Raw genomic sequence first — 22,263 nt, 5'->3', positions numbered from 1 at the left:
CGCTACGGGGCGCCGATGTAAACGGGGGCGAGAGCAGTTTGGCGGCTGCGGGTGCGTCGTGGCTTGTCGCGCCCACGCGGCGGTAGCCGCACATCGATACAGCCCCGCGCCCCTCAGGTACGTTGCCGCGCCGCCGCTCTCACAGCTGTTTCTCTCACCAACGGCAGTTCGACCATGAACTCCGTTCGGCCCGGCCTGCTGTGGACCTCGATCGTCCCGCCATACGCCTTGATGATCGCCGCGGCCACCGCCAGGCCCAGTCCCGACCCCGTCAGCGCCCCCTGCGTACGTACCCTCGACGTGTCCGCTCGCGTGAAGCGGTCGAAGACCGTCGGCAGAAGGTCCGGGGGGATTCCCGGGCCCGTGTCGCGGACCCGGATCGCGCACACGCTCCCCGTCGACTCCACGCTCACCGTCACCGCCGTCCCCGGCGGCGTGTGCGTCCGCGCGTTGGTCAGGAGCTGAGTCACCACCTGGTGCAGCCTCGCCTCGTCCCCGACCACCAACGCCCCCTCCCCCACCCCGAGTTCAAGCTCCCACGCGTACCCCTCCCCCCGTGTCCGCGCCCTCCACACCGCCTCCGTGACCACCCCCGCCACATCGACCTCCCCCCTCTCCAGCGGACCCCCCTCGTCCAGCCGCGCCAGCAGAAGCAGGTTCTCCACCACCCCCGTCAGCCGCGCCGACTCCGCGCTCACCCTGCTCCACGCCAGCTCGGCCGGCATGACACCGGCGTCGCGGTTCATCAGTTCCGCGTATCCGGAGATCGAGGCGAGCGGCGTGCGGAGTTCGTGGCTCGCGTCCGTGAGGAAGCGCCGCATGCGTTCCTCGGTGTGGCGGGTTGCCGTGCGGGATGTTTCGACGTGGTCGATCATCCGGTTGAGAGCCGTGGCGAGTTGGCCCGCCTCGGTGCTCAAGTCGGCGGGGAGTCTGGTCAGTTCGGTGAGCGGCGTACGGGACACGGCCGTCGCTGTCGTCACAAGCCTTTCGAGGGGCCGGAGTTGACGTCGTATCACCATCGCGCAGCCGCACGCCGCCACCGTCAGGCCGACCGCCGCGATCGTCGTCTCGATGAGGAGGAGGCCGTGGATCGCGTGCTGGACGCCGGCCATGGGGAGGCCGGTGAGGACGTTGCCGCCGGGGGCCGTGAGGCGGTAGTCGCCGAGGCCGGGGACCGTACGCGTGTGCTTGCCGCCGTCGGGAGTGATGCCGGTGAGTGCTTCGCGTTGTACGGGGGTGAGGTTGCCGTGTCCGATGACGTGCGCGGCCAGGACGCGGCCGGTGGCGTCGGTGCGGGCGGCGAGCAGTCCCACCGGACCGCCGGTCGCCCCCTGTCCGGCGGCGGCGGTGACGCGGTCGTCCAACTCCCCGAGCAGATGGGCGCGTTGGGCGAGAACGGTCGCCGACGCCATCGCCGTACAGACGACCGCCAGCAGCGCACCGACGAAGAGGAGCAGGCGGGTACGGATCATGTCCTGATCCTGTCCCGGCCGGCTGGGGGAACCCTGTGTCCAGCCTGAGGCGGGGCGATGTAACGGGGCGGATACGGCGGAAGGGCCGCACCCCCGACATACGGGGACACGGCCCTCAAGGCCCGCGCAAAGAGCCCAACTGCCTTGCGGCAAGCCCTACTTGCGGATCAGGCTGCGCAGCACGTACTGCATGATGCCGCCGTTGCGGTAGTAGTCCGCCTCGCCGGGGGTGTCGATGCGGACGACCGCGTCGAACTCCACGCCCGTGTCGGTCGTGACCTTGACCGTGCTCGGGGTCGTGCCGTTGTTCAGCTCGGTGACGCCGGTGATGGAGAAGGTCTCCTCGCCGGTGAGGCCGAGGGACTCGGCGTTCTGGCCGGCCGGGAACTGGAGCGGGAGGACGCCCATGCCGATGAGGTTCGAGCGGTGGATGCGCTCGTACGACTCGGTGATGACGGCCTTGACGCCGAGGAGCGCGGTGCCCTTGGCGGCCCAGTCGCGGGACGAGCCGGAGCCGTACTCCTTGCCGCCCAGGATGACCAGCGGGGTGCCGGCGGCCTGGTAGTTCTGCGAGGCGTCGTAGATGAACGACACCGGGCCGTCCGCCTGCGTGAAGTCGCGGGTGTAGCCGCCCTCGGTGCCCGGCGCGATCTGGTTGCGCAGGCGGATGTTGGCGAACGTGCCGCGGATCATGACCTCGTGGTTGCCTCGGCGGGAGCCGTAGGAGTTGAAGTCACGGCGCTCGACATTGTGCTCGGTGAGGTACTTGCCGGCCGGGGTGTCGGCCTTGATGGCGCCGGCCGGGGAGATGTGGTCGGTGGTGACCGAGTCGCCCAGCTTGGCGAGGACACGGGCGCCGGTGATGTCGGCGACCGGCGTGGTCTCCATCGTCATGCCCTCGAAGTACGGGGGCTTGCGGACGTACGTCGACTCCGCGTCCCACTCGAAGGTGTTGCCGGTCGGGATCGACAGCGCCTGCCACTGGGCGTCGCCCGCGAAGACGTCGGCGTAGGACTTGTTGAACATGTCCTCGCCGATCGCGTTGGCGACGACGTCGTTGACCTCGGCCTCGGACGGCCAGATGTCGGCCAGGTAGACCGGCTTGCCGTCCTGGTCGGTGCCGAGGACGTCCTTGGTGATGTCCACCTTCATCGAACCGGCGATGGCGTACGCGACGACCAGCGGCGGGGAGGCGAGGTAGTTCATCTTGACGTCGGGGTTGATGCGGCCCTCGAAGTTCCGGTTGCCGGAGAGGACCGAAGTCACCGCGAGGTCATGGTCGTTGACGGCCTTGGAGACCTCCTCCGGCAGCGGGCCGGAGTTGCCGATGCAGGTGGTGCAGCCGTAACCGACGAGGTTGAAGCCGACCTTGTCGAGGTAGGGGGTCAGGCCCGCCTTGTCGAAGTAGTCGGTGACGACCTTCGAACCCGGCGCGAGGGTGGTCTTGACCCACGGCTTGCGGGTCAGGCCCTTCTCCACGGCCTTCTTCGCGACGAGCGCGGCGGCGACCATGACGTACGGGTTGGAGGTGTTGGTGCAGGAGGTGATCGCGGCGACGGTGACGGCGCCGTGGTCCAGCTCGTACGTCGAGCCGTCGGCGGCGGTCACGGTGACCGGGTTCGACGGGACGCCGTTGGCGGCGGCCGGGGAGTCGGAGGCCGGGAAGGACTCCTTGCCCGCCTCGTCGGCCGTGTCGACGTAGTTGCGGACGTCGAGCGCGAACTGCTGGGCGGCGTTCGCGAGGACGATGCGGTCCTGCGGGCGCTTCGGGCCGGCGATCGACGGGACGACCGTCGAGAGGTCCAGCTCCAGCTTCTCGGAGAAGTCGGGCTCGGCCTGCGGGTCCAGCCAGAGACCCTGCTCCTTGGCGTACGCCTCGACGAGCGCGAGCTGCTGGGCCGAACGGCCGGTCAGGCGCAGGTAGTTGATCGTCTCGGCGTCGATCGGGAAGATCGCGGCGGTGGAGCCGAACTCCGGCGACATGTTGCCGATGGTGGCGCGGTTCGCGAGCGAGGTGGCGGCGACGCCCTCGCCGTAGAACTCGACGAACTTGCCGACGACGCCGTGCTTGCGGAGCATCTCGGTGATCGTGAGCACGAGGTCCGTGGCGGTCGTACCGGCCGGCAGCTCGCCGGTCAGCTTGAAGCCGACGACGCGCGGGATGAGCATCGAGACCGGCTGGCCGAGCATCGCGGCCTCGGCCTCGATGCCGCCGACGCCCCAGCCGAGCACGCCGAGGCCGTTGACCATCGTGGTGTGCGAGTCGGTGCCGACGAGGGTGTCGGGGTACGCCTGGCCGTTACGGACCATGACCGTACGCGCGAGGTGCTCGATGTTGACCTGGTGGACGATGCCGGTGCCCGGCGGGACGACCTTGAAGTCGTCGAACGCGGTCTGGCCCCAGCGCAGGAACTGGTAGCGCTCCTTGTTGCGGCCGTACTCCAGGTCCACGTTCTGCTTGAACGCGTCGCTGGTGCCGAACTTGTCGGCGATGACGGAGTGGTCGATGACCATCTCGGCCGGGGAGAGCGGGTTGATCTTCGCCGGGTCGCCGCCGAGCGCCTCGACGGCCTCACGCATGGTGGCGAGGTCGACGACGCAGGGGACGCCGGTGAAGTCCTGCATGATCACCCGGGCCGGGGTGAACTGGATCTCCTGGCTGGGCTGGGCCTGCGAGTCCCATCCGCCGAGCGCGCGGATGTGGTCGGCGGTGATGTTCGCGCCGTCCTCCGTGCGGAGCAGGTTCTCCAGCAGGACCTTCAGGCTGTACGGAAGGCGAGCCGAGCCTTCCACCTTGTCCAGCCGGAAGATCTCGTACGACTCGTCGCCCACGCTGAGCGTGGCGCGGGCGTCGAAGCTGTTCGCCGACACGACAGTCTCCTTCATTGATGTGCGCGTACCACCGCATCCTGCCGCCACGCCTACTTGGCCGATCCGCTAAGGTAGGGCTAAGTTAGGTAACCCTTACTAGAGGGGGCGGCTACGGTACGCCTCGGCAGATATCTCGATGTCGAGATAACTCTAGTACATGGGGGCTGGTTGGTCATGCCCGGGGGCAGTGACCGCCGTCATGTCAGGGCGAGCCGGTCCACTAGGAGGTCCAGTCGCGCCCCGGTGTGCTCCGGGGGCAGCCGGCCCGAGCGGGTCAGGGTCGCCACTCCGTGCAGGGCCGCCCAGAACGTCTCCGTGAACAGGCCCTCGGCGACGCCGTTCCCCGCCACCTCGCCCAGGCATTCCAGGAGTGCGGCGAAGGCGTCCCTGAGGGGTTCCGGGGTGTCGTCGCGCGCGTACGGCAGGCCGCCGTCCAGCTGGAAGATCGCGTCGTACACCGCCGGGTTCCGCTCGGCGAAGTCGAGGTAGGCGCGGGCCAGGGCGCGTACGCGGGCGCGCGGGCCGTCCGCCGCGGCCGTCGCGGCGCGGATCGCCGCCGCCATCTCCGTGGCGCCCTGGAGCGCCACGGCGCCGATGATCTCGCGTTTGCCGCGGAAGTGGCTGTAGAGGACGGGCTGGCTGTACTCGATGCGCTCGGCGAGGCGGCGGGTGGTGACCGCGTCCCAGCCCTGCCGCTCGGCGAGTTCGCGGGCCGTAGCCACGATGAGGCGTTCGCGGTCCGCCCGCTCCCGCTGCTTGCGTTCCTGTACCGACATACCGCGATCCTAGCACCGCTAGACAATCGAGCGGCAGCAGGTCTAGCGTTGACCCATCAGCTAGCGGCACTAGATTCCGAGAGGGGCGTCATGCTCGACGCACTTGAGATCGTCACCACCGTGGTCGTCGGCGTCATGGTCGGCGTGGAGTTCTCCGTCGCCTTCGTCATGAACCGGATCCTCGACGCGCTGCCCGAGGACAGCGCCCAGCTCGGCCACGCCCACGGGGGCCGGATGCTCGGCGCCGTGATGCCGTTCTGGTACGTCGGCTCGCTCGTCCTCGTCGCCGTCTGGGCCGGAGCCGGGTGGGACGAGGCCGGCGCCGGCCTCGTCGCCGCCGCCGGTGCGCTGCTGCTGCTCAGCGTCGTCATGTCGGTCCTGCTGCTCGTCCCGATCAACAACCGGAACAGGACCTGGACCCCCGAGAACCGGCCCGCGGACTGGAAGCAGCAGCTCGATCGCTGGGGGCGGTGGCACTACGTCCGGGTCGGCGTCATCGTCGCGGCGTTCGCTTCGCTGGTCGCCGCGCTCGCGTGAACGCACGACTGCCGCCGCCGCGGGGTTCGCGGCGGCGGCAGTCACCCTCGGGTCCCTCAGATGTCCCGGAAGATCTCGATCTGCGCGCCGATCGAGTTCAGGCGCTCCGCGAGGTCCTCGTACCCCCGGTTGATGACGTACACGTTCCGCAGGACGGACGTCCCGTCGGCCGCCATCATCGCCAGCAGGACGACGACCGCCGGCCGCAGGGCGGGCGGGCACATCATCTCGGCGGCGCGCCAGCGGGTCGGGCCCTCCACCAACACCCGGTGCGGGTCGAGGAGTTGGAGACGGCCGCCGAGGCGGTTGAGGTCCGTCAGGTAGATCGCGCGGTTGTCGTAGACCCAGTCGTGGATCAGGGTCTTGCCCTGCGCGACGGCCGCGATCGCCGCGAAGAAGGGGACGTTGTCGATGTTGAGGCCGGGGAACGGCATCGGGTGGATCTTGTCGATCGGTGCCTCCAGTTTGGAGGGGCGGACCGTCAGGTCGACCAGGCGGGTACGGCCGTTGTCGGCGACGTACTCGGGTGTGCGGTCGTGGTCGAGGCCCATCTCCTCCAGGACCGCCAGCTCGATCTCCAGGAACTCGATCGGCACCCGGCGCACGGTGAGTTCGGACTCGGTGACGACGGCCGCGGCGAGCAGGCTCATCGCCTCGACCGGGTCCTCGGAGGGGGAGTAGTCGACGTCGACGTCGATGTCCCGTACGCCGTGCACGGTCAGGGTCGTCGTACCGATCCCCTCGACCTTGACGCCGAGCGCCTCCAGGAAGAAGCACAGGTCCTGGACCATGTAGTTGGACGAGGCGTTGCGGATGACGGTGACCCCGCCGTGGCGCGCGGCGGCGAGGAGCGCGTTCTCGGTGACCGTGTCGCCGCGCTCGGTCAGCACGATCGGGCGGTCCGGGCGGACTGTCGGGTCGACGACCGCGTGGTACTGGCCCTCCGTCGCCGCGATGTCCAGGCCGAAGCGGCGCAGGGCGATCATGTGCGGTTCGATCGTGCGCGTGCCGAGGTCGCAGCCGCCGGCGTACGGGAGCTTGAAGCGGTGCACCTCGTGCAGCAGCGGGCCGAGGAACATGATGATCGAGCGGGTGCGGACGGCCGCTTCCGCGTCGATCGCCGCGAGGTCCAGTTCGGCCGGGGGGACCAGTTCGAGGTCCACGCCGTCGTTGATCCAGCGGGCGCGGACGCCGATCGACTGGAGGACCTCCAGGAGGCGGTACACCTCCTCGATACGGGCGACCCGGCGCAGGACCGTACGGCCCCGGTTCAGCAGCGAGGCGCACAGCAGGGCCACGCACGCGTTCTTGCTCGTCTTCACGTCGATCGCGCCGGAGAGGCGGCGTCCGCCGACGACCCTCAGGTGCATCGGACCCGCGTATCCCAGCGACACGATCTCGCTGTCGAGGGCCTCACCGATGCGGGCGATCATCTCAAGGCTGATGTTCTGGTTGCCCCGCTCGATCCGGTTGACGGCGCTCTGGCTCGTCCCCAGCGCTTCCGCCAGTTGGCTCTGTGTCCAGCCACGGTGTTGGCGGGCGTCGCGGATGAGCTTGCCGATGCGTACGAGGTAATCGTCTGCCATGGGGCCGAGGTTATCTCAGATATGAGATGGCGCTTGCCGGGTGGCCCGTTCGGGTGAACGAGCCGCTCCGATCTGCCTTTATCGGCTTATGCCTGAAATGCCGTTACGGCTGTCACGGTGCCTCGATCGGGTACCCCGTTTTCCCGGGCTCTGACATTCTCGGCGGCATGCGTGTACTGGTGATCGGGGCGACGGGGACGATCGGGCGGGCGGTGTCGGAGGCGCTGGAGGCTGGGCACGAGGTGCTGCGCGCGTCGAGGAACGGGCCGTTGAAGGTGGACCTCGCGGATACGGCGACCCTGTCCCCGCTCTTCGAGGAGGCGGGCCCGCTCGACGCGGTCGTCTGCTGCGCGGCGAGCGGGCCCCTGGTCCCCCTGCTGGACCTCCCGGCCTTCCCCGACGCCGGCTTCGCCACCGCCCTCCACGGCAAACTCCTCGGCCAGATCGCCCTCACCCGCCGCGCGGCTGCACACCTGTCCGCCGGAGGCTCGATCACCCTCACGTCCGGCACGTTCCCGGCGCCCCTCCCCGACGGCTCCCTCGGCGCCCTCGTCAACTCCGGCCTGGAGGGGTTCGTCGCCAACGCGGCGCACGAACTCCCGCGCGGGGTACGGCTGAACGCGGTGAGCCCGGGGTGGGTGACGGAAACCCTGCGGGCCCTGGGCGACGAGGCCACCCCGGGGACGCCGGTCGCCGAAGTGGCCCAGGCGTACGTGGAGTTGACCGAGGGCGGCGTGACGGGGCGGGTGGTGCGGGTATGACCGGCGAGGCTTTCCCGGCGGGGGGCGGCATGAGCGAGGTGGAGGCACACGTCCGGGCCTTCTTCGCCGGGCACGCGGTGGAAGCGACGGGTACGGACGTCCGTGTCCTCACCGTGTCCCCCGGTCCCCGCGTGGACAGCTGGTCCTACGTGACCGTCGGCTGTTCCGACGAGGAACACGCCGGGCCGCGGCGGGAGTTCGTCATGGTGGGGCACGTCCGGGACGAACGTTTCGTGGACCTGGTGACGATGCTCGCCGCCTACCACCGGACCGGCCACCCCCTGGACGTCGGCCACTCCCTCCCCATCGGCGAGCCCTGGCTCCCCGGCTCCCGCTGCGACCACCTCCTCATCAGCCTCCCCTACCTCCACGGCCCCGCCCTCGAACACGCCCCCACCCGCATCCTCTGGGCCCTCCCCGTCACCCCCGAGGAGATCGCGTACCGCCGCACACACGGCACGGAGGCGCTGGAGCGACTCTTCGACGAACATGCGCTGTTGCCGACGGACCCCCACCGGGAGTCGGTGGTGTGAGGTGTTGGCGCGGCGGCAACGGGGCGAAGGCCGCGAGGTGGGCATGAAGTTGCCGGGGTTCACGGTCCTTCCGTGGTCGGGGTGAGGCGGGCGATCGTGCCTGTTTCCAGGGCCGTCCACAGGGAGCCGTCGGGGCCGAGAGTGATGCCGTGGGGTTCTGAGGTCGGGGTGGGGAGGGGGGAGGAGGTGATCTCGCCCGTCGGGGTGATGCGGCCGATTCCGTTGGCCGACCATTCCGTGAACCAGTACGCGTCGTCCGGGCCGACCGTGATCGCGTGAGGGCGTGCGGTGGGGTCGGGGAGGGGGAACTCCCTGATGTCGCCGGTCGGTTCGATGCGGCCGATCCGGCCCGCGCCGATCTCCACGAACCACATCGCGCCGTCCGTTCCGGCCGTGATGCCGACCGGCCCGGCGTTCGGCGTGGGCAGCGGGTGGACGGTCACCTCACCCTCGTACGACATGGCCCCGATCGCGTTCGCCTGGTTCAGCGTGAACCAGAGGCGGCCGTCCCCGCCTGCGGCGATCGCCGACGGGAAGGCACCGGCGTCGGGGAGCGGGAACTCGGTCACGGTCCCGTCGGGGGTGATGCGGGCGACGCGGCCGGCGTTGGCCTCCGTGCACCACACCGCCCCGTCCGCGCCGGAGACGATGCCGAAGGGGCCCGCGTCCGGCGTCGGCAGCGGGAACGACGTCACCTCGCCGGCCACGGTGATCCGACCCACCCGGTGTCCCCGGAACTCCGTGAACCACAGCGCGCCGTCCGGGCCCGACGTGATGACGGTCGGGCCGGTGCCGGGGGTGTCGAGGGGGTACGTGGTGACGTCCCCGTCGGGTGTGAGCCGGCCGATGTGTCCGCTGTGGACCATCGTGAACCAGAGGGCGCCGTCCGGGCCGAGGGTGATGCCGTAGGGGCCCGACTCGGGGTCGGGGACGGGGAATTCGGTGACGTGGAGGGCCATGGGGGGTGATCGTAGGGGGAGTTGGGGGCGGGCGCTCACGGTTACCCGGGGGCCCTCGCGAACCTCCTTGACCTCAACCGGAGTTGAGTTCCTAGCGTGCACTCCACCGACGACCAGGGAGATGTACGACGATGATCCTCGTGACCGGCGCGACCGGGAACATCGGGCGGGCGCTGCTCAAGGAGTTGCGCGGCACGCAGGTCAGGGGCCTCACCCGGGACGCGGCCCGCGCAGGCTTCCCCGAAGCCGTGGAGGGCGACCTCACCCGCCCCGAGACTCTCGACTCCGCGTTGGAAGGGGCCCGTTCGCTGTTCCTCCTCCAGGGCACCGGCGCCGAGGAGGAGATCCTCGTACCCGCCCACCGCGCCGGCGTCGAGCACGTCGTCCTCGTCTCCTCGATCACCGTCGAGACCCACCCCCACCTCCCGGCCGCGAAACGCAACCGCGCGGTGGAAGAGGCCCTCCGGGACAGCGGCATGGAGTGGACGGTCCTGCGGCCCGCCCAGTTCGCGTCGAACACCCTCTGGTGGGCGCCGATGATCCGCGGACTCGGCGAGGTCCGCGCGCCCTACGTCGACACGGGCCTCCCCGCGATCCACCCGGCGGACATCGCGGCGGTCGCGCACCGGGCCCTGACGACCCCGGCCCACCGCAACCGGACGTACGCCCTCACGGGCCCGGCACGGGTGACCGTCCGCGAACAGGTCGCGGCCCTCGCGGCCACCCTGGGCCGCGCGATCACCCTCACCGAGCTCACCCGCGCCGAGGCCCACGACGGCATGACGGCGTCCATGGACCCGGAGACGGCGAACGCGATCCTCGACCTGACCGGCGGGGACGTCAACGAGGAACTCCTCAGGGTCCGTACGTCCGTCCCGGAGATCACCGGTGCTCCGGGACGGACGTACCGGCAGTGGGCGCGGGAGAACGCCTACGCGTTCCGCTGAGCCACCGGGAACCGGTCCGGCGAAAGCCCCTGGTCACACCTCCGTGAGCGTCACCGGCCCGGTCTCGCGGGCGTGGAAGCGCGGGAGGGGGAGGCCGCCCTCGGGGGCGAGTTCCATCAGCGTCGCCTCGACTCTCGCGGCGCCGGGCGTGAGGGCGGACGGGGACGGTCTGCCGGTGTTCTCCCAGGTGTGTTCGGCGCCGTCGCACCGCGCGGCCGTGCCGCCGATGCCGTGGCGGACATCGCCGGAGTCCTGGTTCACGGAGCTGCTCACGAAGACGGGGCCCTCGCTGCCGAGGCAGCGGTACGTGCCGGAGAGGGTGACGGTGCCGTCGGCGGCGATACGGCCCACCGGGTCGACGGTCACGGTCTCGTACGGGCCGGCTTGCGCGGGCGGGGCGGCCACGGCGCCGGGAGCGGCCGGCGCGGCGGGAGCGGCCAGCAGGAGCAGCGCGGCACCGGCGGCCGTGCCGAGGGCGGAACGCAGGGACATGGGGTACCTCCTGGTTCGGGATGTTTCCGACCAGCGATACCGGGGTGTGTGACCCGGTTCCGGGTGGGTGGTGGGGGTTGGGGGGCGAGTCCATGCCATCGGTCGACGCGGATACGACCGTACGGCGGCACAGGGGTGTACGGCGGCGCCCTGCCGTACGACGGTGTCTCCGCCACCCCCCGTGACCCCGCCTCCACCGACCGGTGACCGGCGTCGGGGATCCGTCCCGGAGTTGTCCTGGTGTTGTCACGCTTGCGGTGGAGCCGTTCCGATGAGTTCGCGGCGGGAGCATGGTCTATCCATGCGGGACGGTCCGCTCGGGCCGCTCCCCACGTATGGAGGTGCGCCATGTGTTCCCACACCGTCTCCGGGACCGCCGAGGGTTCCGCACACGTCGTCGCCGCCCACCCGGAGCAGGGCTGGAACCTGCTGTGCGACGGCACGATCATCTTCGACGACTCCGGCGAACTACTGCCGGACGGCAGGGTCGTGGCACCGGCGGGGCGGTTGGTTGCGGCTTGAGCGGTGGGGGGTGGGTGTGGATGCCGGGGGGTGGTGAGCGGAAGGTGCCGGGGGGGGTGGCGGGCGGAGGGTGCCGGGTACCGGCGGGCGGAGGATGCCGAAGGCGGCTCGCTACAGCGCGGTTCACTCCAGCCCGGCTCGTTCCCGCGCGGTTCAGCCCAGCCTCGTTCACTCCGGCGCGGTTGAACTCAGCGCCGTTCGCTCCGACCCGGTTCGCCTCAGCGCCGTTCGCCCCGGCAGGGTCCAGTCAAGCCCCGCTCGCTCCAACTCCGTTCGCCCCAGCGCCGTTCACTCCAGCACCGCGAACCCGTCCAGTTCGATCAGCGCCTCCTCGTCCCACAGCCGTACGATGCCGACAACCGCCATCGCCGGATAGTCCCGGCCCGCCAACTCCCGCCAGATCCGGCCCAGTTGAGGCGCGGCGGCGCGATACGCGGCGACATCCGTGACGTACGCCGTCACCCGCGCGAGGTCGGCCGCGCAGCCCCCCGACGCCGTGAGCGCGCCCAGCAGATTCCGCAACGCCGTCTCGAACTGCTCGGCCAGCGTCTCCCCGACGACCTTCCCGCCCTCGTCGAGAGCGGTCTGCCCGGCGAGAAAGACGAGGCGGGTGCCGGTGGCGACGACGGCGTGGGAGAAGCCGGAGGGGGGTGACAACTCGGCGGGGTTCAGTCGCTCGACAGTCATGCGGTACGGCCTTCCCACTCCTTGTACAACTCCCTTGCGATGATCCCCCGTTGCACCTCGCTCGCCCCCTCGTAGATCCGAGGCGCCCGCACCTCCCGGTACAGGTGCTCCAGCAGATGCCCCCGCTGCAACGCCCGCGCCCCATGCAACTGCACCGCCCTGTCGACGACATACTGCGCGGCCTCGGTCGCGAACAGCTTCCCCATCGCCACGCGCCGGGGCACGTCCGCGCCACCGGCGTCGTACGCGGAGGCCGCCGCACGGACCATCAACCGAGCCGCCTCGACCCGCACAGCCATCTCGGCGACTTGGTGGGACACCGCCTGGAGGTCCCTCAACTTGCCGCCGAACGCGTCCCGTCGAGACGTCCAGTCGAGGGTCGCGTCCAGTGCGGCCTGCGCCATCCCGACGGCAAAGGCACCGACACTCGGCCGGAACCGATTGAGCGTCCCCATCGCGACCCGGAACCCCCGGCCGGTCTCCCCGATGACGTCCTCGGGCCCGACGGGCACACCGTCGAAGGTGAGCGCCCCGATGGGATGCGGGGACAGCATGTCGAGGGACTCACCACTGAGCCCGGGCCGGTCGGCGGGCACGAGGAACGCGGTGATGCCACGCGCCCCCGCCTCCCCGGTACGAGCGAACACGGTGTAGAAGTCGGCCTCGGGAGCATTGGAGATCCAGCACTTCTCCCCCACGAGCCGCCAGCCACGCCCACCGACACCCGCGCCACTGCCACCACCGACACCCGCACCACCACGACCACCGACACCCGCACCACACCCACCGCCCTCATCCGGCACAGCCCGCAACCCCAACGCAGCCGCATCCGACCCCGCCCCCGCCTCGCTCAACGCGAACGCCGCAACCACCCTCCCCGCCCGCACCCCCGGCAACCACCGCTCCCGCTGCCCCGAACTCCCGTACCCATGCACGGGATACGCCCCCAGCCCCTGAAGCGCGAGTGCGGTCTCCGCCTCGGTGCAGCCGTACGCCAACGCCTCCCGCACCTCGCAGAGTTCGACGGCGCCGGACGTGAACAGCCGTTCCAGCAGGCCCCGTTGACCGAGCTCGGCGACAAGGGGACGGTTGACCCTGCCGGGCTCCCCCTTCCCCGCGAGCGGACGGAGGACTTCCGCGGCCAGTGTGCGCAAGTCGGAACGCCCCATGGCGTACACCCCCTCGACCCCGACCATATCGCGCTCCCTTGACCGCCGTCACCAACACGTTACGCTCGACGCACGACCCCGAACCGACAAGGGGGCGAGCCACTGTGCAGCTCTCGGCCCACGTCGACACCTTCGCGCGCGACCACCTCCCACCACCCGACACCTGGCCCGAACTCCGCTTCGAAACAAAGGAGTTCGGCACAACGGCCTACCCATCCCACCTCACCCACCCACCCCGCCTCGCCTACCCACCCCGCCTGAACTGCGCCACGGACCTGCTCACCGGCCCCCCGGACACCGCCCCCGCCTTCCACACCCCGACCACGACCTGGTCGTACCGCGACCTACGCACCCACGTGGACCGCATAGCCCACATCCTCACCAACGACCTCGACATCGTCCCCGGCAACCGCGTCCTGTTACGCGGCCCCACCACCCCCTGGCTGGCGGCCTGTTGGCTGGCCGTCCTGAAAGCGGGCGCCATCGCGGTCACGGTCCTGGCCCAGCAACGCGCACACGAACTGGCGACGATGTGCGAGATCGCCCAGGTCGGCCACGCCCTGTGCGACGCACGCTCGTTGGACGACCTGATCAAAGCCGAGGTCCCGAACCTGAGGATCACCGCGTACGGCGGAGACACCCCGGACGACCTCCTCACCAGACCCGCGCCCCAACTCCCGTACCAGGCAGTCGACACGGCGGCGGACGACGTCGCGCTGATCGCGTTCACCTCGGGAACCACCGGCCGCCCCAAGGGCTGCGTCCACTTCCACCGCGACGTCCTGGCGATCGCGGACACGTTCGCGAAGCACGTCCTGCGCCCGACACCGGACGACGTGTTCGCAGGCAGCCCGCCGCTCGGGTTCACGTTCGGACTGGGCGGCCTCGTCATCTTCCCCCTGCGCGTCGGCGCGAGCGCGCTGCTGCTCGAACAGGCGGGCCCGAAGGCCCTGTTGGAGGCGATCCCGGAGCACAGGGTGTCCGTCCTGTTCACCGCGCCGACCGCGTACCGCGCGATGCTCGCGGACCTCGGCGCGTACGACGTGTCGTCGCTGCGGCGGTGCGTGTCGGCCGGGGAGAACCTGCCCGCGGCGACCTGGCGGGCCTGGCACGAACGGACCGGCCTGCGGATCATCAACGGCATCGGCGCCACCGAGCTGCTGCACATCTTCATCTCGGCGGCGGACGAGGCGATCCGCCCCGGGACGACGGGAGTTGCCGTGCCGGGCTGGGAGGCGCGCGTGCAGGACGGCGAGGGGAGACCGGTCGCCGACGGCACGCCGGGCCTGCTCGCCGTACGCGGTCCGGTCGGCTGCCGGTACCTCGCCGACCCCCGGCAGCGGGAGTACGTGCGGGGCGGCTGGAACATCACCGGGGACACCTATGTCCGGGAAGCGGACGGGTACTTCAGGTACGTCGCCCGCGCCGACGACATGATCGTGTCCGCCGGGTACAACATCGCGGGCCCGGAGGTCGAGGAGGCGTTGCTGAGGCATCCGGACGTGCTGGAGGCGGCAGTCGTGGGCCGGCCCGACGAGGAGCGCGGTCAGATCGTCGTGGCGTACGCCGTACTGCGTGAGGGCGCGCGGCGGGACATGGAGGCTCTGCGGGCTTTTGTGAAGGCGGAGTTGGCGCCGTACAAGTGCCCGCGCGAGATCCACTTCCCGGCCGGGCTGCCGCGCACGGCGACCGGGAAGCTCCAGCGATTCCGGCTGCGCACACCGGAGGTGACCAGCACTGATGCCGAAGACCTAAGATGATCAACGTGTCCGACCAGCATGCACCACGGTCTCTGATCGTCACGCTCTACGGCGCGTACGGCCGCTTCGTGCCGGGCCCCGTGCCCGTCGCGGAGCTGATCCGGCTGCTCGCCGCGGTGGGGGTCGACGCCCCCTCCGTGCGCTCCTCCGTCTCCCGGCTGAAACGCCGCGGACTGCTGCTTCCCGCGCGCACCGAGCGGGGCGCGGCGGGGTACGAACTGTCGACTGAGGCCCGGCAGTTGATGGACGACGGCGACCGCAGGATCTACCCGGACGGGCCACCCGGCGACGAGGGCTGGGTGCTCGCGGTGTTCTCCGTGCCGGAGTCCGAGCGGCAGAAGCGGCACGTCCTGCGGTCCCGGCTGGCCGGGCTCGGGTTCGGGACGGCGGCGCCCGGCGTGTGGATCGCGCCCGCGCGCCTGCACGACGAGGCCCGGCGCACCCTGGAGCGGCTCGGACTCGGGCCGTACGTCGACCTGTTCCGGGGCGAGCACCTGGGGTTCACGGCGACGGTCGAGGCGGTGTCGCGGTGGTGGGACCTCGCGGCGGTCGCGAAGGAGCACGAGGCGTTCCTCGACGCGCACGAGCCGGTGCTGAGGGCCTGGCGGGAGCGCTCCGACACGCCGCCGCAGGAGGCGTACCGGGACTATCTGCTCGCGCTGGACACCTGGCGGCGGCTGCCGTACGCCGATCCAGGGCTGCCCGCGCGGCTGTTGCCGGCGAACTGGCCGGGGGTGCGGTCGGCGGACGTCTTCCACGCGCTGCACACGCGACTGCGGGACGCGGGCGAGGAGTTCGTACTGGCCGGGCCGGGGGCGGCACACGGCACCGAGTGAGGCGCCTCAACTCCCCAGCCACAACCGGGGTTCAGGCCCGCCCCGCCGGTACCGGATGAGGCGGCCTCACCTCACCCCCCAGCCGCAACCGAGGTCTGAGCCCGCCCGGCCGGCCGTTCATCCGGGCCGGGCGATACCGGATGAGGCATCTCAACTCCCCAGCCACAACCGGGGTTCGGGCCCGCCCGGCCGGTACCGGACGAGGCGGCCTCAACCCCCCAGCCGCAACCGGGGTTTAGGACCGTCCGTCCGGCCGGTCATCGGCCGTCTGCTCCCCGCCCGGTACGGCAGCGGCCACACCACTCCCGGCCCCTCGTACCCTTGCTCGGCCGCCGCGTGCAGCGTCCAGTGCGGGTCGTACAGGTGCGGCCGGCCGAGGGCGCAGAGGTCCGTACGGCCCGCCAGTATCAGGGAGTTGACGTCGTCCCACGACGAGATCGCGCCGACGGCGATGACCGGAACGCCCACCTCGCCCCGGATGCGGTCCGCGTACGGGGTCTGGTAGGAGCGGCCGAAGTCGGGGTGTTCGTCGGCGACGACCTGGCCCGTGGAGACGTCGATCGCGTCGGCGCCGTGGGAGGCGAAGGCGCGGGCGATCCCGACGGCTTCCTCGGGGGTCGTGCCGCCCGGGGACCAGTCGGCGGCGGATATCCGTACGGTCAGGGGGAGTTCGTCAGGCCATGCCTCCCGTACCGCGTCGAAGACCTCCAGCGGGAAGCGGAGGCGGCCCGCGAGGGAGCCGCCGTACGCGTCGGTGCGGTGGTTGGTCAGCGGCGAGAGGAAGCCGGAGAGCAAGTAGCCATGGGCGCAGTGGAGTTCGAGGAGGTCGAAGCCGGCGTGGGCGGCACGCGTCGTGGCCTTCACGAACTCGCCCCGGATCGCGGCGAGTCGGGATCGGGTCAGCTCGCGCGGAACCTGGCTGTCCGGGCGGTAGGGCAGCGGGGAGGCGGCGGCCACGGGCCAGTTGCTGGCCGGGAGGGGTTCGTCGATGCCCTCCCACATCGGCTTCGTCGACCCCTTGCGCCCCGAGTGCCCGAGCTGCACGCCGATCGCCGTACCGGGTGCCTGTTCGTGGACGAAGTCGGTGATCCGGCGCCAGGCGGCCCCCTGCCGGTCGTCGTACAGGCCCGTGCATCCCGGCGTGATGCGCCCCTCGGCGCTGACGCACACCATCTCGGTCATCACCAGCCCCGCCCCGCCCAGCGCGCGGGCGCCGAGGTGGACGAGGTGGAAGTCGCCGGGGACGCCGTCGGTCGCGGAGTACATGTCCATCGGGGAGACGACGACCCGGTTGCGCAGGGTCAACTCCCGTAACCGCAGCGGCGTGAACATGGGCGGCGTACCCGGCGGGCACCCGAACTCCCGTTCCACGGACGCCGTGAAGCCGGCGTCGCGCAGCCGGAGGTTGTCGTGGGTGACGCGGCGGCTGCGGGTGAGGAGGTTGAAGGCGAACCGGCGCGGCGGCTGGCCGACGTACAGCGGGAGGTTCTCGAACCACTCCAGGCTGGCCCGCGCGGCGCGCTGCGTGGAGGCGACGACGGGCCGCCGCTCGGCCTCGTACGCGGCCAACGCCGCCTGTGTGTCCGGCTGTTCGGCCAGGCACGCGGCGAGCGCGAGGGCGTCCTCGACGGCCAGTTTCGTGCCGGAGCCGATGGAGAAGTGGGCGGTGTGCGCGGCGTCCCCGAGGAGGACGACGTTGCCGCTGGACCAGCGGTCGTTGACGACCGTACGGAAGGTGGTCCAGGCGGAGTTGTTGGACCGCAGGGGCCGGCCGCGCAGGGTCTCCCGGAACAGGCCGGCGCACCTCTCGATGCTGAACTCCCCTGTTTTCCACACCTCTTCGCGCATCTCGACGATGACGGTCGAGGCGTCCGGCGCGTACGGGTACCCGTGGAGCTGGACGACCCCGGCGTCGGTCTCCGCGATGTCGAAGCGGAACGCGTCGAGGGCGATGTCGGTACCGAGCCAGATGTACCGGCAGCGGTGGGGGGTGATCCGGGGCCGGAACGCGGTGGCGAAGGTCTCCCGGGTCGCGCTGTGCACGCCGTCGGCGGCGACGACGAGGTCGTACGTCTCGGAGAGCCACGCCGGGTACGGGGCCTCGGTGCAAAAGCGGAGGTCGACGCCGAGTTCTCGGCAGCGGTCGTGCAGGACGGACAGCAGCCGTCTCCTGCCGAGGGCCGCGAACCCGTGTCCCCCGCAGGCGTGGCGCCGCCCTCGGTGGGTGATCTCGATCGAGTCCCAGCGGACGAACTCCCGCTCCAGCGCGGCGTACACGACCGGGTCGGCGTGCTCGATGCCGCCGAGCGTCTCGTCGGAGAGGACGACGCCGAACCCGAAGGTGTCGTCGGGTGAGTTGCGCTCCCAGAGGGTGATCTCCCGTGCCGGGTCGAGGCGTTTGAGGAGCGCCGCCGTGTAGAGGCCGCCGGGTCCGCCGCCGATGACCGCGATCCGGCCGGTCATCGTCCTTGCCACTTCGGCGGGCGCTTGCCGGTGAACGCGGCGTGGAACTCCCGGTAGTCGGCGCCGTTCATGAGCAACGCCTGGGTGTTCGCGTCGAGTTCGACGGCCGCCGCGAGCGGCATGTCCAGTTCGGCCGTCAGCAGCGCCTTGGTCTGGGCGTGGGCGAGGGCGGGTCCGTCGGCGAGACGGCGGGCGAGCGCGAGGGCGGCCTCGTCGGCGCCGCCCTCCTCGGTCAACTGGCTGACGAGACCGATGCGTTCGGCCTCGGGCGCCCGCACCGGGTCGCCCAGCATCAGCAGCCGCGTGGCGTGCCCGAGCCCGACGACGCGCGGCAGGAGGTAGGCCGCGCCCATGTCCCCGCCGGACAGCCCGACCTTCGTGAACAGGAACGCGAAGCGTACGGTCGGATCGGCGATCCGGAAGTCGGCGGCGAGCGCGAGGACGGCCCCGGCACCGGCGGCGACCCCGTGCACGGCGGCGATCACCGGGAACGGCGCCTCGCGCACGGCCCGTACGACCTGCCCGGTCATCCGGTTGAAGTCGAGGAGCTGGGCGGTGTCCATGGCCAGCGTCGCGCCGATGATCTCGTCGACGTCGCCGCCGGAGCAGAAGCCGCGCCCCTCCCCGCGCAGCACGAGCGCCCGTACGGACCGCTCGCGGGACAGCTCGGCGAGGAGATCGCGCAGGTCGGCGTAGGCGCCGAAGGTCAGGGCGTTCAGCTTGGCGGGGCGGGCGAGCGTGACGGAGGCGACGGTGCCGGTGACGTCGTAGCGGAGGTGTTCCCAACGGGGCGTGCGCGCGGTGGATCCGGTGAAGGGACTCACACCTTCGAAGCTATCACCCGTACGTGACTGTCGTCATGAGGGCGACATAGCAGTGTCACCGGTCGTCGACAAGGCGGTAACAGCGGGATCGGTGTGACGGGCGGGGCCGTTGGGACGGGTAAGTGCCGGTGGCCTCTCCTGGTGCGCCAGGGCCGGGGGCCGCCGTACCATTCCACAAAGTTGAAAGCAGGACGGCCTGATGTGGATCTCGGGAACCTGCGCCATGAACGGACTCGCCTTGCCTGAACGACCGGCCTCAGCCTCCTGGCGCATCGCGCTGCCGCACACCGCCGCCGCCGTACCCGTCGCGCGCGCCCTGGTCCGTACGGCGCTGGCCGAGGTCGAGCACGGCGCGGACAGCGACACGGCGGAGCTGCTGACGGCCGAGCTGGTGGCGAACGCGGTCGAGCACACGGCGGGCAGCGAGCCGATAGAGCTGGTCGTCCATCTGCTGCCGAGCGGCTGCCAGGTCGAGGTCCACGACCAGGACCCGGCCGCGCCGGGCGAGCTGACCCGGCCGTCCGGGGGCGACCCCGACCCGTGGCAGGAGCACGGCCGCGGCCTGCTGCTGATCCGCTCCCTGTCCTCCTCCTGCGGCCACCGGCCGACGGAGAAGGGCAAGGCGGTGTGGTTCAGGCTGGCCGTGCTCCCGACGGCCCCCTAGGACAGCGTCGCCACCAGGATCGCCTTGATCGTGTGCATCCGGTTCTCCGCCTCGTCGAAGACCACCGAGTGCGCCGACTCGAAGACCTCGTCGGTGACCTCAAGGGATTCCAGGCCGTACGTCTCGTGGATCTCCCGCCCGACCTTCGTGCCCAGGTCGTGGAAGGCGGGCAGGCAGTGCAGGAACTTGACGTCAGGGTTGCCGGTGGCGCGCAGGACGTCCATGGTCACGGCGTACGGCGCGAGCGCGGTGATCCGCTCCGCCCACACCTCCTGGGGCTCGCCCATCGAGACCCATACGTCCGTCGCGACGAAGTCGGCGCCGGCGACGCCCTCCGCGAGGGTCTCCGTCAGCGTGATCCGCGCACCGCTGCTCGCGGCGAGCGCCTGCGCGCGGTCCACGATCTCCTGCGCCGGCCAGTACTGCTTCGGCGCGACGATCCGGACGTCCATGCCGAGCAGGGCGCCGGTGATCAGGTACGAGTTGCCCATGTTGAAGCGGGCGTCGCCGAGGTAGGCGAAGGAGATGCCGGTCAGCTCCTTGGCGCTGTGCTCGGTCATCGTGAGGACGTCCGCGAGCATCTGCGTGGGGTGCCAGTCGTCCGTGAGGCCGTTGTAGACGGGGACGCCCGCGTACTCGGCCAGCTCCTCGACGGTCTCCTGCGCGTCGCCGCGGAACTGGATCGCGTCGAAGAAGCGGCCGAGCACCCGCGCGGTGTCCTTCGTGGACTCCTTCTTGCCGATGTGCGAGCCCGAGGGGTCGATGTACGTCGTCGAGGCGCCCTGATCGGCGGCGGCGACCTCGAACGCGCAGCGCGTACGCGTCGAGGACTTCTCGAAGATCAGCGCGATGTTCTTGCCGGTCAGCCGGCGCGTCTCGGTCCCGGCCTTCTTCGCGGCCTTCAGCTCGGCGGCCAGCGCGAGCAGACCGCGCAGCTCCTCGGCGGTGAAGTCCAGCTCCTTGAGGAAGTGGCGGCCGGCGAGGGCGGTCGGGGCTGTCGCCATGGGGGCGCTCCAGAGGTACGTGAACAGACTGACCCGTGGAAGTCTATACGAAGCTCAGCATTTCTATACAGATAGCGGTACGACGATATGCGTCTCCGTCCTCATACGGCGTCCCGCTCCACCGGACAGCTCATGCAGCGCGGCCCACCCCGCCCCCGCCCCAGCTCGCTCCCCGGGATCTCGATCACCTCGATGCCCTGTTTACGCAGGTGGGTGTTTGTGGTCGCGTTCCTCTCGTACGCGACGACGACCCCCGGCTCCACGCACAGCACGTTGCAGCCGTCGTCCCACTGCTCGCGCTCCGCCGCGTGCACGTCCTGCGTCGCCGTCAGCACCCGGATCTCGTCCAGGCCGAGCGCCGCCGCGATCGCCCGGTGCATGTGCTCCGGCGGATGGTCGGTGACCTTGAGTTCCTTGTCCCCGACGCCGGGTTCGATCGTGTACGACCGCAGCATGCCGAGCCCCGCGTACTGCGTGAACGTGTCGCCGTCGACCATCGTCATCACCGTGTCGAGGTGCATGAACGCGCGCCCCTTCGGCATGTCCAGCGCCACGATCGTCTCCGCCGAGCCCGCCGCGAACAGCTTGTGCGCGAGCATCTCGACGGCCTGCGGGGTGGTCCGCTCGCTCATCCCGATCAGCACGGCGCCGTTGCCGATGACGAGGACGTCCCCGCCCTCGATGGTCGACGGATAGTCGGCCTGCCCCTCCGACCAGACGTGGAACCTCTCGTCCCTGAACAGCGGATGGTGCCGGTAGATCGCCTCGAAGTGCACGGTCTCCCGCTGCCGCGCCGGCCACCGCATCGCGTTGATGGAGACCCCGTCGTAGATCCAGGCGGACGTGTCCCGCGTGAAGAGGTGGTTGGGCAGCGGGCCGAGCAGGAAGTCGTCCAGCTCCATGACGTGGAAACGGACGGAGGTCGGCTCGGGATGCCCCTCCAGGAACTCCCGCTTGGTCATGCCGCCGACGAGCAGCTCGGCGAGTCCGGCGGAGGGCAGCGTCTCGAAGGCGGATCTCAGGTGGTCGGTGGCGAGCGGACCGTACTCCTTCTCGTCGAAGACGCGGTCGAGTACGAGGGTCCGCGCGGCCGGGATCGCGAGCGTCTCGGTGAGGAGGTCGCCGAACAGGTGCACGGCGACGCCCCGGTCCCGCAGCACGTCCGCGAACCCGTCGTGCTCGGCCCTGGCGCGCCGCACCCAGAGCAGGTCGTCGAAGAGAAGGGCGTCCTTGTTGGTGGGCGTGAGCCTCTTGAGCTCCAGATCAGGCCGGTGCAGGATGACGCGGCGCAGCCGCCCGGCTTCGGAGTCGACGTGGAATGCCATGTCTCCATCCTGACCTTCGGGGAGCCGGTTCATCCGGTTTCCCGGGGGTCTTTCTGCGCAAAGGATCACCCCCGC

20 protein-coding genes are annotated in these 22,263 nt (G+C 70.9%); 8 read left to right on the top strand and 12 right to left on the bottom strand.

What is annotated here, in order from left to right:
* Positions 1–113: 113 nt before the first annotated feature.
* The 3 genes from ACQCO7_RS32975 to ACQCO7_RS32965 all read right to left on the bottom strand — a co-directional run bounded on the left by ACQCO7_RS32975 (position 114) and on the right by ACQCO7_RS32965 (position 5,119).
* Positions 114–1,472 (bottom strand): HAMP domain-containing sensor histidine kinase, encoded by a 1,359-nt coding sequence (locus ACQCO7_RS32975; protein ID WP_464075212.1) that lies wholly within the window; start codon positions 1,470–1,472, stop codon positions 114–116.
* A gap of 156 nt (positions 1,473–1,628) precedes the next feature.
* Complete coding sequence (gene acnA / locus ACQCO7_RS32970; RefSeq protein ID WP_464075211.1) at positions 1,629–4,343, bottom strand: aconitate hydratase AcnA; 2,715 nt, start codon at positions 4,341–4,343, stop codon at positions 1,629–1,631.
* A 197-nt stretch (positions 4,344–4,540) separates the two neighbouring features.
* A complete protein-coding gene (locus ACQCO7_RS32965) occupies positions 4,541–5,119 on the bottom strand; it encodes a TetR/AcrR family transcriptional regulator (protein WP_464075210.1) in 579 nt (192 codons plus the stop codon).
* 90 nt (positions 5,120–5,209) lie between these two features.
* Here ACQCO7_RS32965 and ACQCO7_RS32960 point away from each other — a divergent pair, with 90 nt between their 5' ends.
* Positions 5,210–5,656 carry an anthrone oxygenase family protein gene (locus ACQCO7_RS32960; RefSeq protein ID WP_464075209.1) on the top strand — a complete coding sequence of 149 codons (447 nt, stop codon included), beginning with the start codon at positions 5,210–5,212 and terminating at the stop codon, positions 5,654–5,656.
* 56 nt (positions 5,657–5,712) lie between these two features.
* On the opposite strand, the gene ACQCO7_RS32955 is transcribed toward ACQCO7_RS32960, so the two are convergent.
* Positions 5,713–7,242, bottom strand: a complete 1,530-nt coding sequence (locus ACQCO7_RS32955) for a helix-turn-helix domain-containing protein (protein WP_055724717.1) — start codon at positions 7,240–7,242, stop codon at positions 5,713–5,715.
* Positions 7,243–7,409: 167 nt separating this feature from the next.
* Here ACQCO7_RS32955 and ACQCO7_RS32950 point away from each other — a divergent pair, with 167 nt between their 5' ends.
* Positions 7,410–8,003: a short chain dehydrogenase gene (locus ACQCO7_RS32950; RefSeq protein WP_464075208.1), complete on the top strand. Its 594-nt coding sequence runs from the start codon at positions 7,410–7,412 to the stop codon at positions 8,001–8,003.
* Positions 8,000–8,536, top strand: coding sequence for a suppressor of fused domain protein (locus tag ACQCO7_RS32945; RefSeq protein WP_464075207.1), 537 nt, complete (start codon positions 8,000–8,002; stop codon positions 8,534–8,536). The genes ACQCO7_RS32950 and ACQCO7_RS32945 overlap by 4 nt, the downstream gene beginning before the upstream one ends.
* Positions 8,537–8,595: 59 nt before the next feature.
* On the opposite strand, the gene ACQCO7_RS32940 is transcribed toward ACQCO7_RS32945, so the two are convergent.
* Positions 8,596–9,495, bottom strand: coding sequence for a Vgb family protein (locus ACQCO7_RS32940; RefSeq protein WP_464075206.1), 900 nt, complete (start codon positions 9,493–9,495; stop codon positions 8,596–8,598).
* 131 nt (positions 9,496–9,626) lie between these two features.
* On the opposite strand from ACQCO7_RS32940, the gene ACQCO7_RS32935 reads away from it, so the two are divergent.
* A complete protein-coding gene (locus tag ACQCO7_RS32935) occupies positions 9,627–10,442 on the top strand; it encodes an SDR family oxidoreductase (protein ID WP_464075205.1) in 816 nt (271 codons plus the stop codon).
* 33 nt (positions 10,443–10,475) lie between these two features.
* On the opposite strand, the gene ACQCO7_RS32930 is transcribed toward ACQCO7_RS32935, so the two are convergent.
* A complete protein-coding gene (locus tag ACQCO7_RS32930) occupies positions 10,476–10,934 on the bottom strand; it encodes a DUF6299 family protein (protein WP_464075204.1) in 459 nt (152 codons plus the stop codon).
* A gap of 348 nt (positions 10,935–11,282) precedes the next feature.
* Between ACQCO7_RS32930 and ACQCO7_RS32925 the strand changes: the two genes are divergently transcribed.
* Entirely contained in the window at positions 11,283–11,456 is a 174-nt protein-coding gene (locus ACQCO7_RS32925) for a DUF5999 family protein (protein ID WP_464075203.1), read from the top strand.
* 288 nt (positions 11,457–11,744) lie between these two features.
* Here ACQCO7_RS32925 and ACQCO7_RS32920 read toward each other — a convergent pair whose 3' ends face one another.
* Both ACQCO7_RS32920 and ACQCO7_RS32915 read right to left on the bottom strand, forming a co-directional pair.
* Positions 11,745–12,143, bottom strand: a complete 399-nt coding sequence (locus tag ACQCO7_RS32920) for a RidA family protein (RefSeq protein WP_464075202.1) — start codon at positions 12,141–12,143, stop codon at positions 11,745–11,747.
* Positions 12,140–13,339 carry an acyl-CoA dehydrogenase family protein gene (locus ACQCO7_RS32915; RefSeq protein ID WP_464075201.1) on the bottom strand — a complete coding sequence of 400 codons (1,200 nt, stop codon included), beginning with the start codon at positions 13,337–13,339 and terminating at the stop codon, positions 12,140–12,142. Before ACQCO7_RS32915 ends, ACQCO7_RS32920 begins: the two co-directional genes overlap by 4 nt.
* Positions 13,340–13,416: 77 nt before the next feature.
* Between ACQCO7_RS32915 and ACQCO7_RS32910 the strand changes: the two genes are divergently transcribed.
* Together ACQCO7_RS32910 and ACQCO7_RS32905 are read left to right on the top strand one after the other, a co-directional pair.
* On the top strand, positions 13,417–15,072 hold the full coding sequence (locus ACQCO7_RS32910) for an AMP-binding protein (protein WP_464075200.1): 1,656 nt from the start codon (positions 13,417–13,419) through the stop codon (positions 15,070–15,072).
* Positions 15,069–15,908: a PaaX family transcriptional regulator gene (locus ACQCO7_RS32905; RefSeq protein WP_464075199.1), complete on the top strand. Its 840-nt coding sequence runs from the start codon at positions 15,069–15,071 to the stop codon at positions 15,906–15,908. The genes ACQCO7_RS32910 and ACQCO7_RS32905 overlap by 4 nt, the downstream gene beginning before the upstream one ends.
* 210 nt (positions 15,909–16,118) lie before the next feature.
* Here ACQCO7_RS32905 and ACQCO7_RS32900 read toward each other — a convergent pair whose 3' ends face one another.
* Together ACQCO7_RS32900 and ACQCO7_RS32895 are read right to left on the bottom strand one after the other, a co-directional pair.
* The gene (locus ACQCO7_RS32900) at positions 16,119–18,371 is read right to left on the bottom strand and encodes a bifunctional salicylyl-CoA 5-hydroxylase/oxidoreductase (protein WP_464075198.1); all 2,253 of its coding nucleotides are present in this window, start codon (positions 18,369–18,371) and stop codon (positions 16,119–16,121) included.
* Positions 18,368–19,195, bottom strand: a complete 828-nt coding sequence (locus ACQCO7_RS32895; protein ID WP_464075197.1) for an enoyl-CoA hydratase family protein — start codon at positions 19,193–19,195, stop codon at positions 18,368–18,370. The genes ACQCO7_RS32900 and ACQCO7_RS32895 overlap by 4 nt, the downstream gene beginning before the upstream one ends.
* 223 nt (positions 19,196–19,418) lie before the next feature.
* Between ACQCO7_RS32895 and ACQCO7_RS32890 the strand changes: the two genes are divergently transcribed.
* Positions 19,419–19,859, top strand: coding sequence for an ATP-binding protein (locus tag ACQCO7_RS32890; protein ID WP_464075196.1), 441 nt, complete (start codon positions 19,419–19,421; stop codon positions 19,857–19,859).
* Here the strand turns inward: ACQCO7_RS32890 and argF are convergent.
* Positions 19,856–20,863 carry an ornithine carbamoyltransferase gene (gene argF / locus ACQCO7_RS32885; protein ID WP_464075195.1) on the bottom strand — a complete coding sequence of 336 codons (1,008 nt, stop codon included), beginning with the start codon at positions 20,861–20,863 and terminating at the stop codon, positions 19,856–19,858. The two genes, ACQCO7_RS32890 and argF, sit on opposite strands and share 4 nt — an antisense overlap.
* Before the next feature lie 101 nt (positions 20,864–20,964).
* Entirely contained in the window at positions 20,965–22,188 is a 1,224-nt protein-coding gene (locus ACQCO7_RS32880; protein ID WP_464075194.1) for an arginine deiminase, read from the bottom strand.
* Positions 22,189–22,263 lie beyond the last annotated feature (75 nt).

The organism is Streptomyces saintjeani (assembly GCF_055409605.1).
Note: the sequence above shows the minus strand (reverse complement) of the source record. Positions and strands in the feature narration are given on the sequence as shown.

Bases quoted from the DNA above. Each gene is read 5' to 3' on its own strand.
- ACQCO7_RS32935 (WP_464075205.1), top strand. From the start codon at position 9,627: ATGATCCTCGTGACCGGCGCGACCGGGAACATCGGGCGGGCGCTGCTC.
- argF (WP_464075195.1), bottom strand. From the start codon at position 20,863: ATGGCGACAGCCCCGACCGCCCTCGCCGGCCGCCACTTCCTCAAGGAG.
- ACQCO7_RS32925 (WP_464075203.1), top strand. From the start codon at position 11,283: ATGTGTTCCCACACCGTCTCCGGGACCGCCGAGGGTTCCGCACACGTC.
- ACQCO7_RS32950 (WP_464075208.1), top strand. From the start codon at position 7,410: ATGCGTGTACTGGTGATCGGGGCGACGGGGACGATCGGGCGGGCGGTG.
- ACQCO7_RS32930 (WP_464075204.1), bottom strand. From the start codon at position 10,934: ATGTCCCTGCGTTCCGCCCTCGGCACGGCCGCCGGTGCCGCGCTGCTC.
- ACQCO7_RS32920 (WP_464075202.1), bottom strand. From the start codon at position 12,143: ATGACTGTCGAGCGACTGAACCCCGCCGAGTTGTCACCCCCCTCCGGC.
- ACQCO7_RS32890 (WP_464075196.1), top strand. From the start codon at position 19,419: ATGAACGGACTCGCCTTGCCTGAACGACCGGCCTCAGCCTCCTGGCGC.
- ACQCO7_RS32975 (WP_464075212.1), bottom strand. From the start codon at position 1,472: ATGATCCGTACCCGCCTGCTCCTCTTCGTCGGTGCGCTGCTGGCGGTC.
- ACQCO7_RS32945 (WP_464075207.1), top strand. From the start codon at position 8,000: ATGACCGGCGAGGCTTTCCCGGCGGGGGGCGGCATGAGCGAGGTGGAG.
- ACQCO7_RS32905 (WP_464075199.1), top strand. From the start codon at position 15,069: ATGATCAACGTGTCCGACCAGCATGCACCACGGTCTCTGATCGTCACG.
- ACQCO7_RS32900 (WP_464075198.1), bottom strand. From the start codon at position 18,371: ATGACCGGCCGGATCGCGGTCATCGGCGGCGGACCCGGCGGCCTCTAC.
- ACQCO7_RS32960 (WP_464075209.1), top strand. From the start codon at position 5,210: ATGCTCGACGCACTTGAGATCGTCACCACCGTGGTCGTCGGCGTCATG.
- ACQCO7_RS32915 (WP_464075201.1), bottom strand. From the start codon at position 13,339: ATGGTCGGGGTCGAGGGGGTGTACGCCATGGGGCGTTCCGACTTGCGC.
- ACQCO7_RS32880 (WP_464075194.1), bottom strand. From the start codon at position 22,188: ATGGCATTCCACGTCGACTCCGAAGCCGGGCGGCTGCGCCGCGTCATC.
- ACQCO7_RS32955 (WP_055724717.1), bottom strand. From the start codon at position 7,242: ATGGCAGACGATTACCTCGTACGCATCGGCAAGCTCATCCGCGACGCC.
- ACQCO7_RS32965 (WP_464075210.1), bottom strand. From the start codon at position 5,119: ATGTCGGTACAGGAACGCAAGCAGCGGGAGCGGGCGGACCGCGAACGC.
- ACQCO7_RS32940 (WP_464075206.1), bottom strand. From the start codon at position 9,495: ATGGCCCTCCACGTCACCGAATTCCCCGTCCCCGACCCCGAGTCGGGC.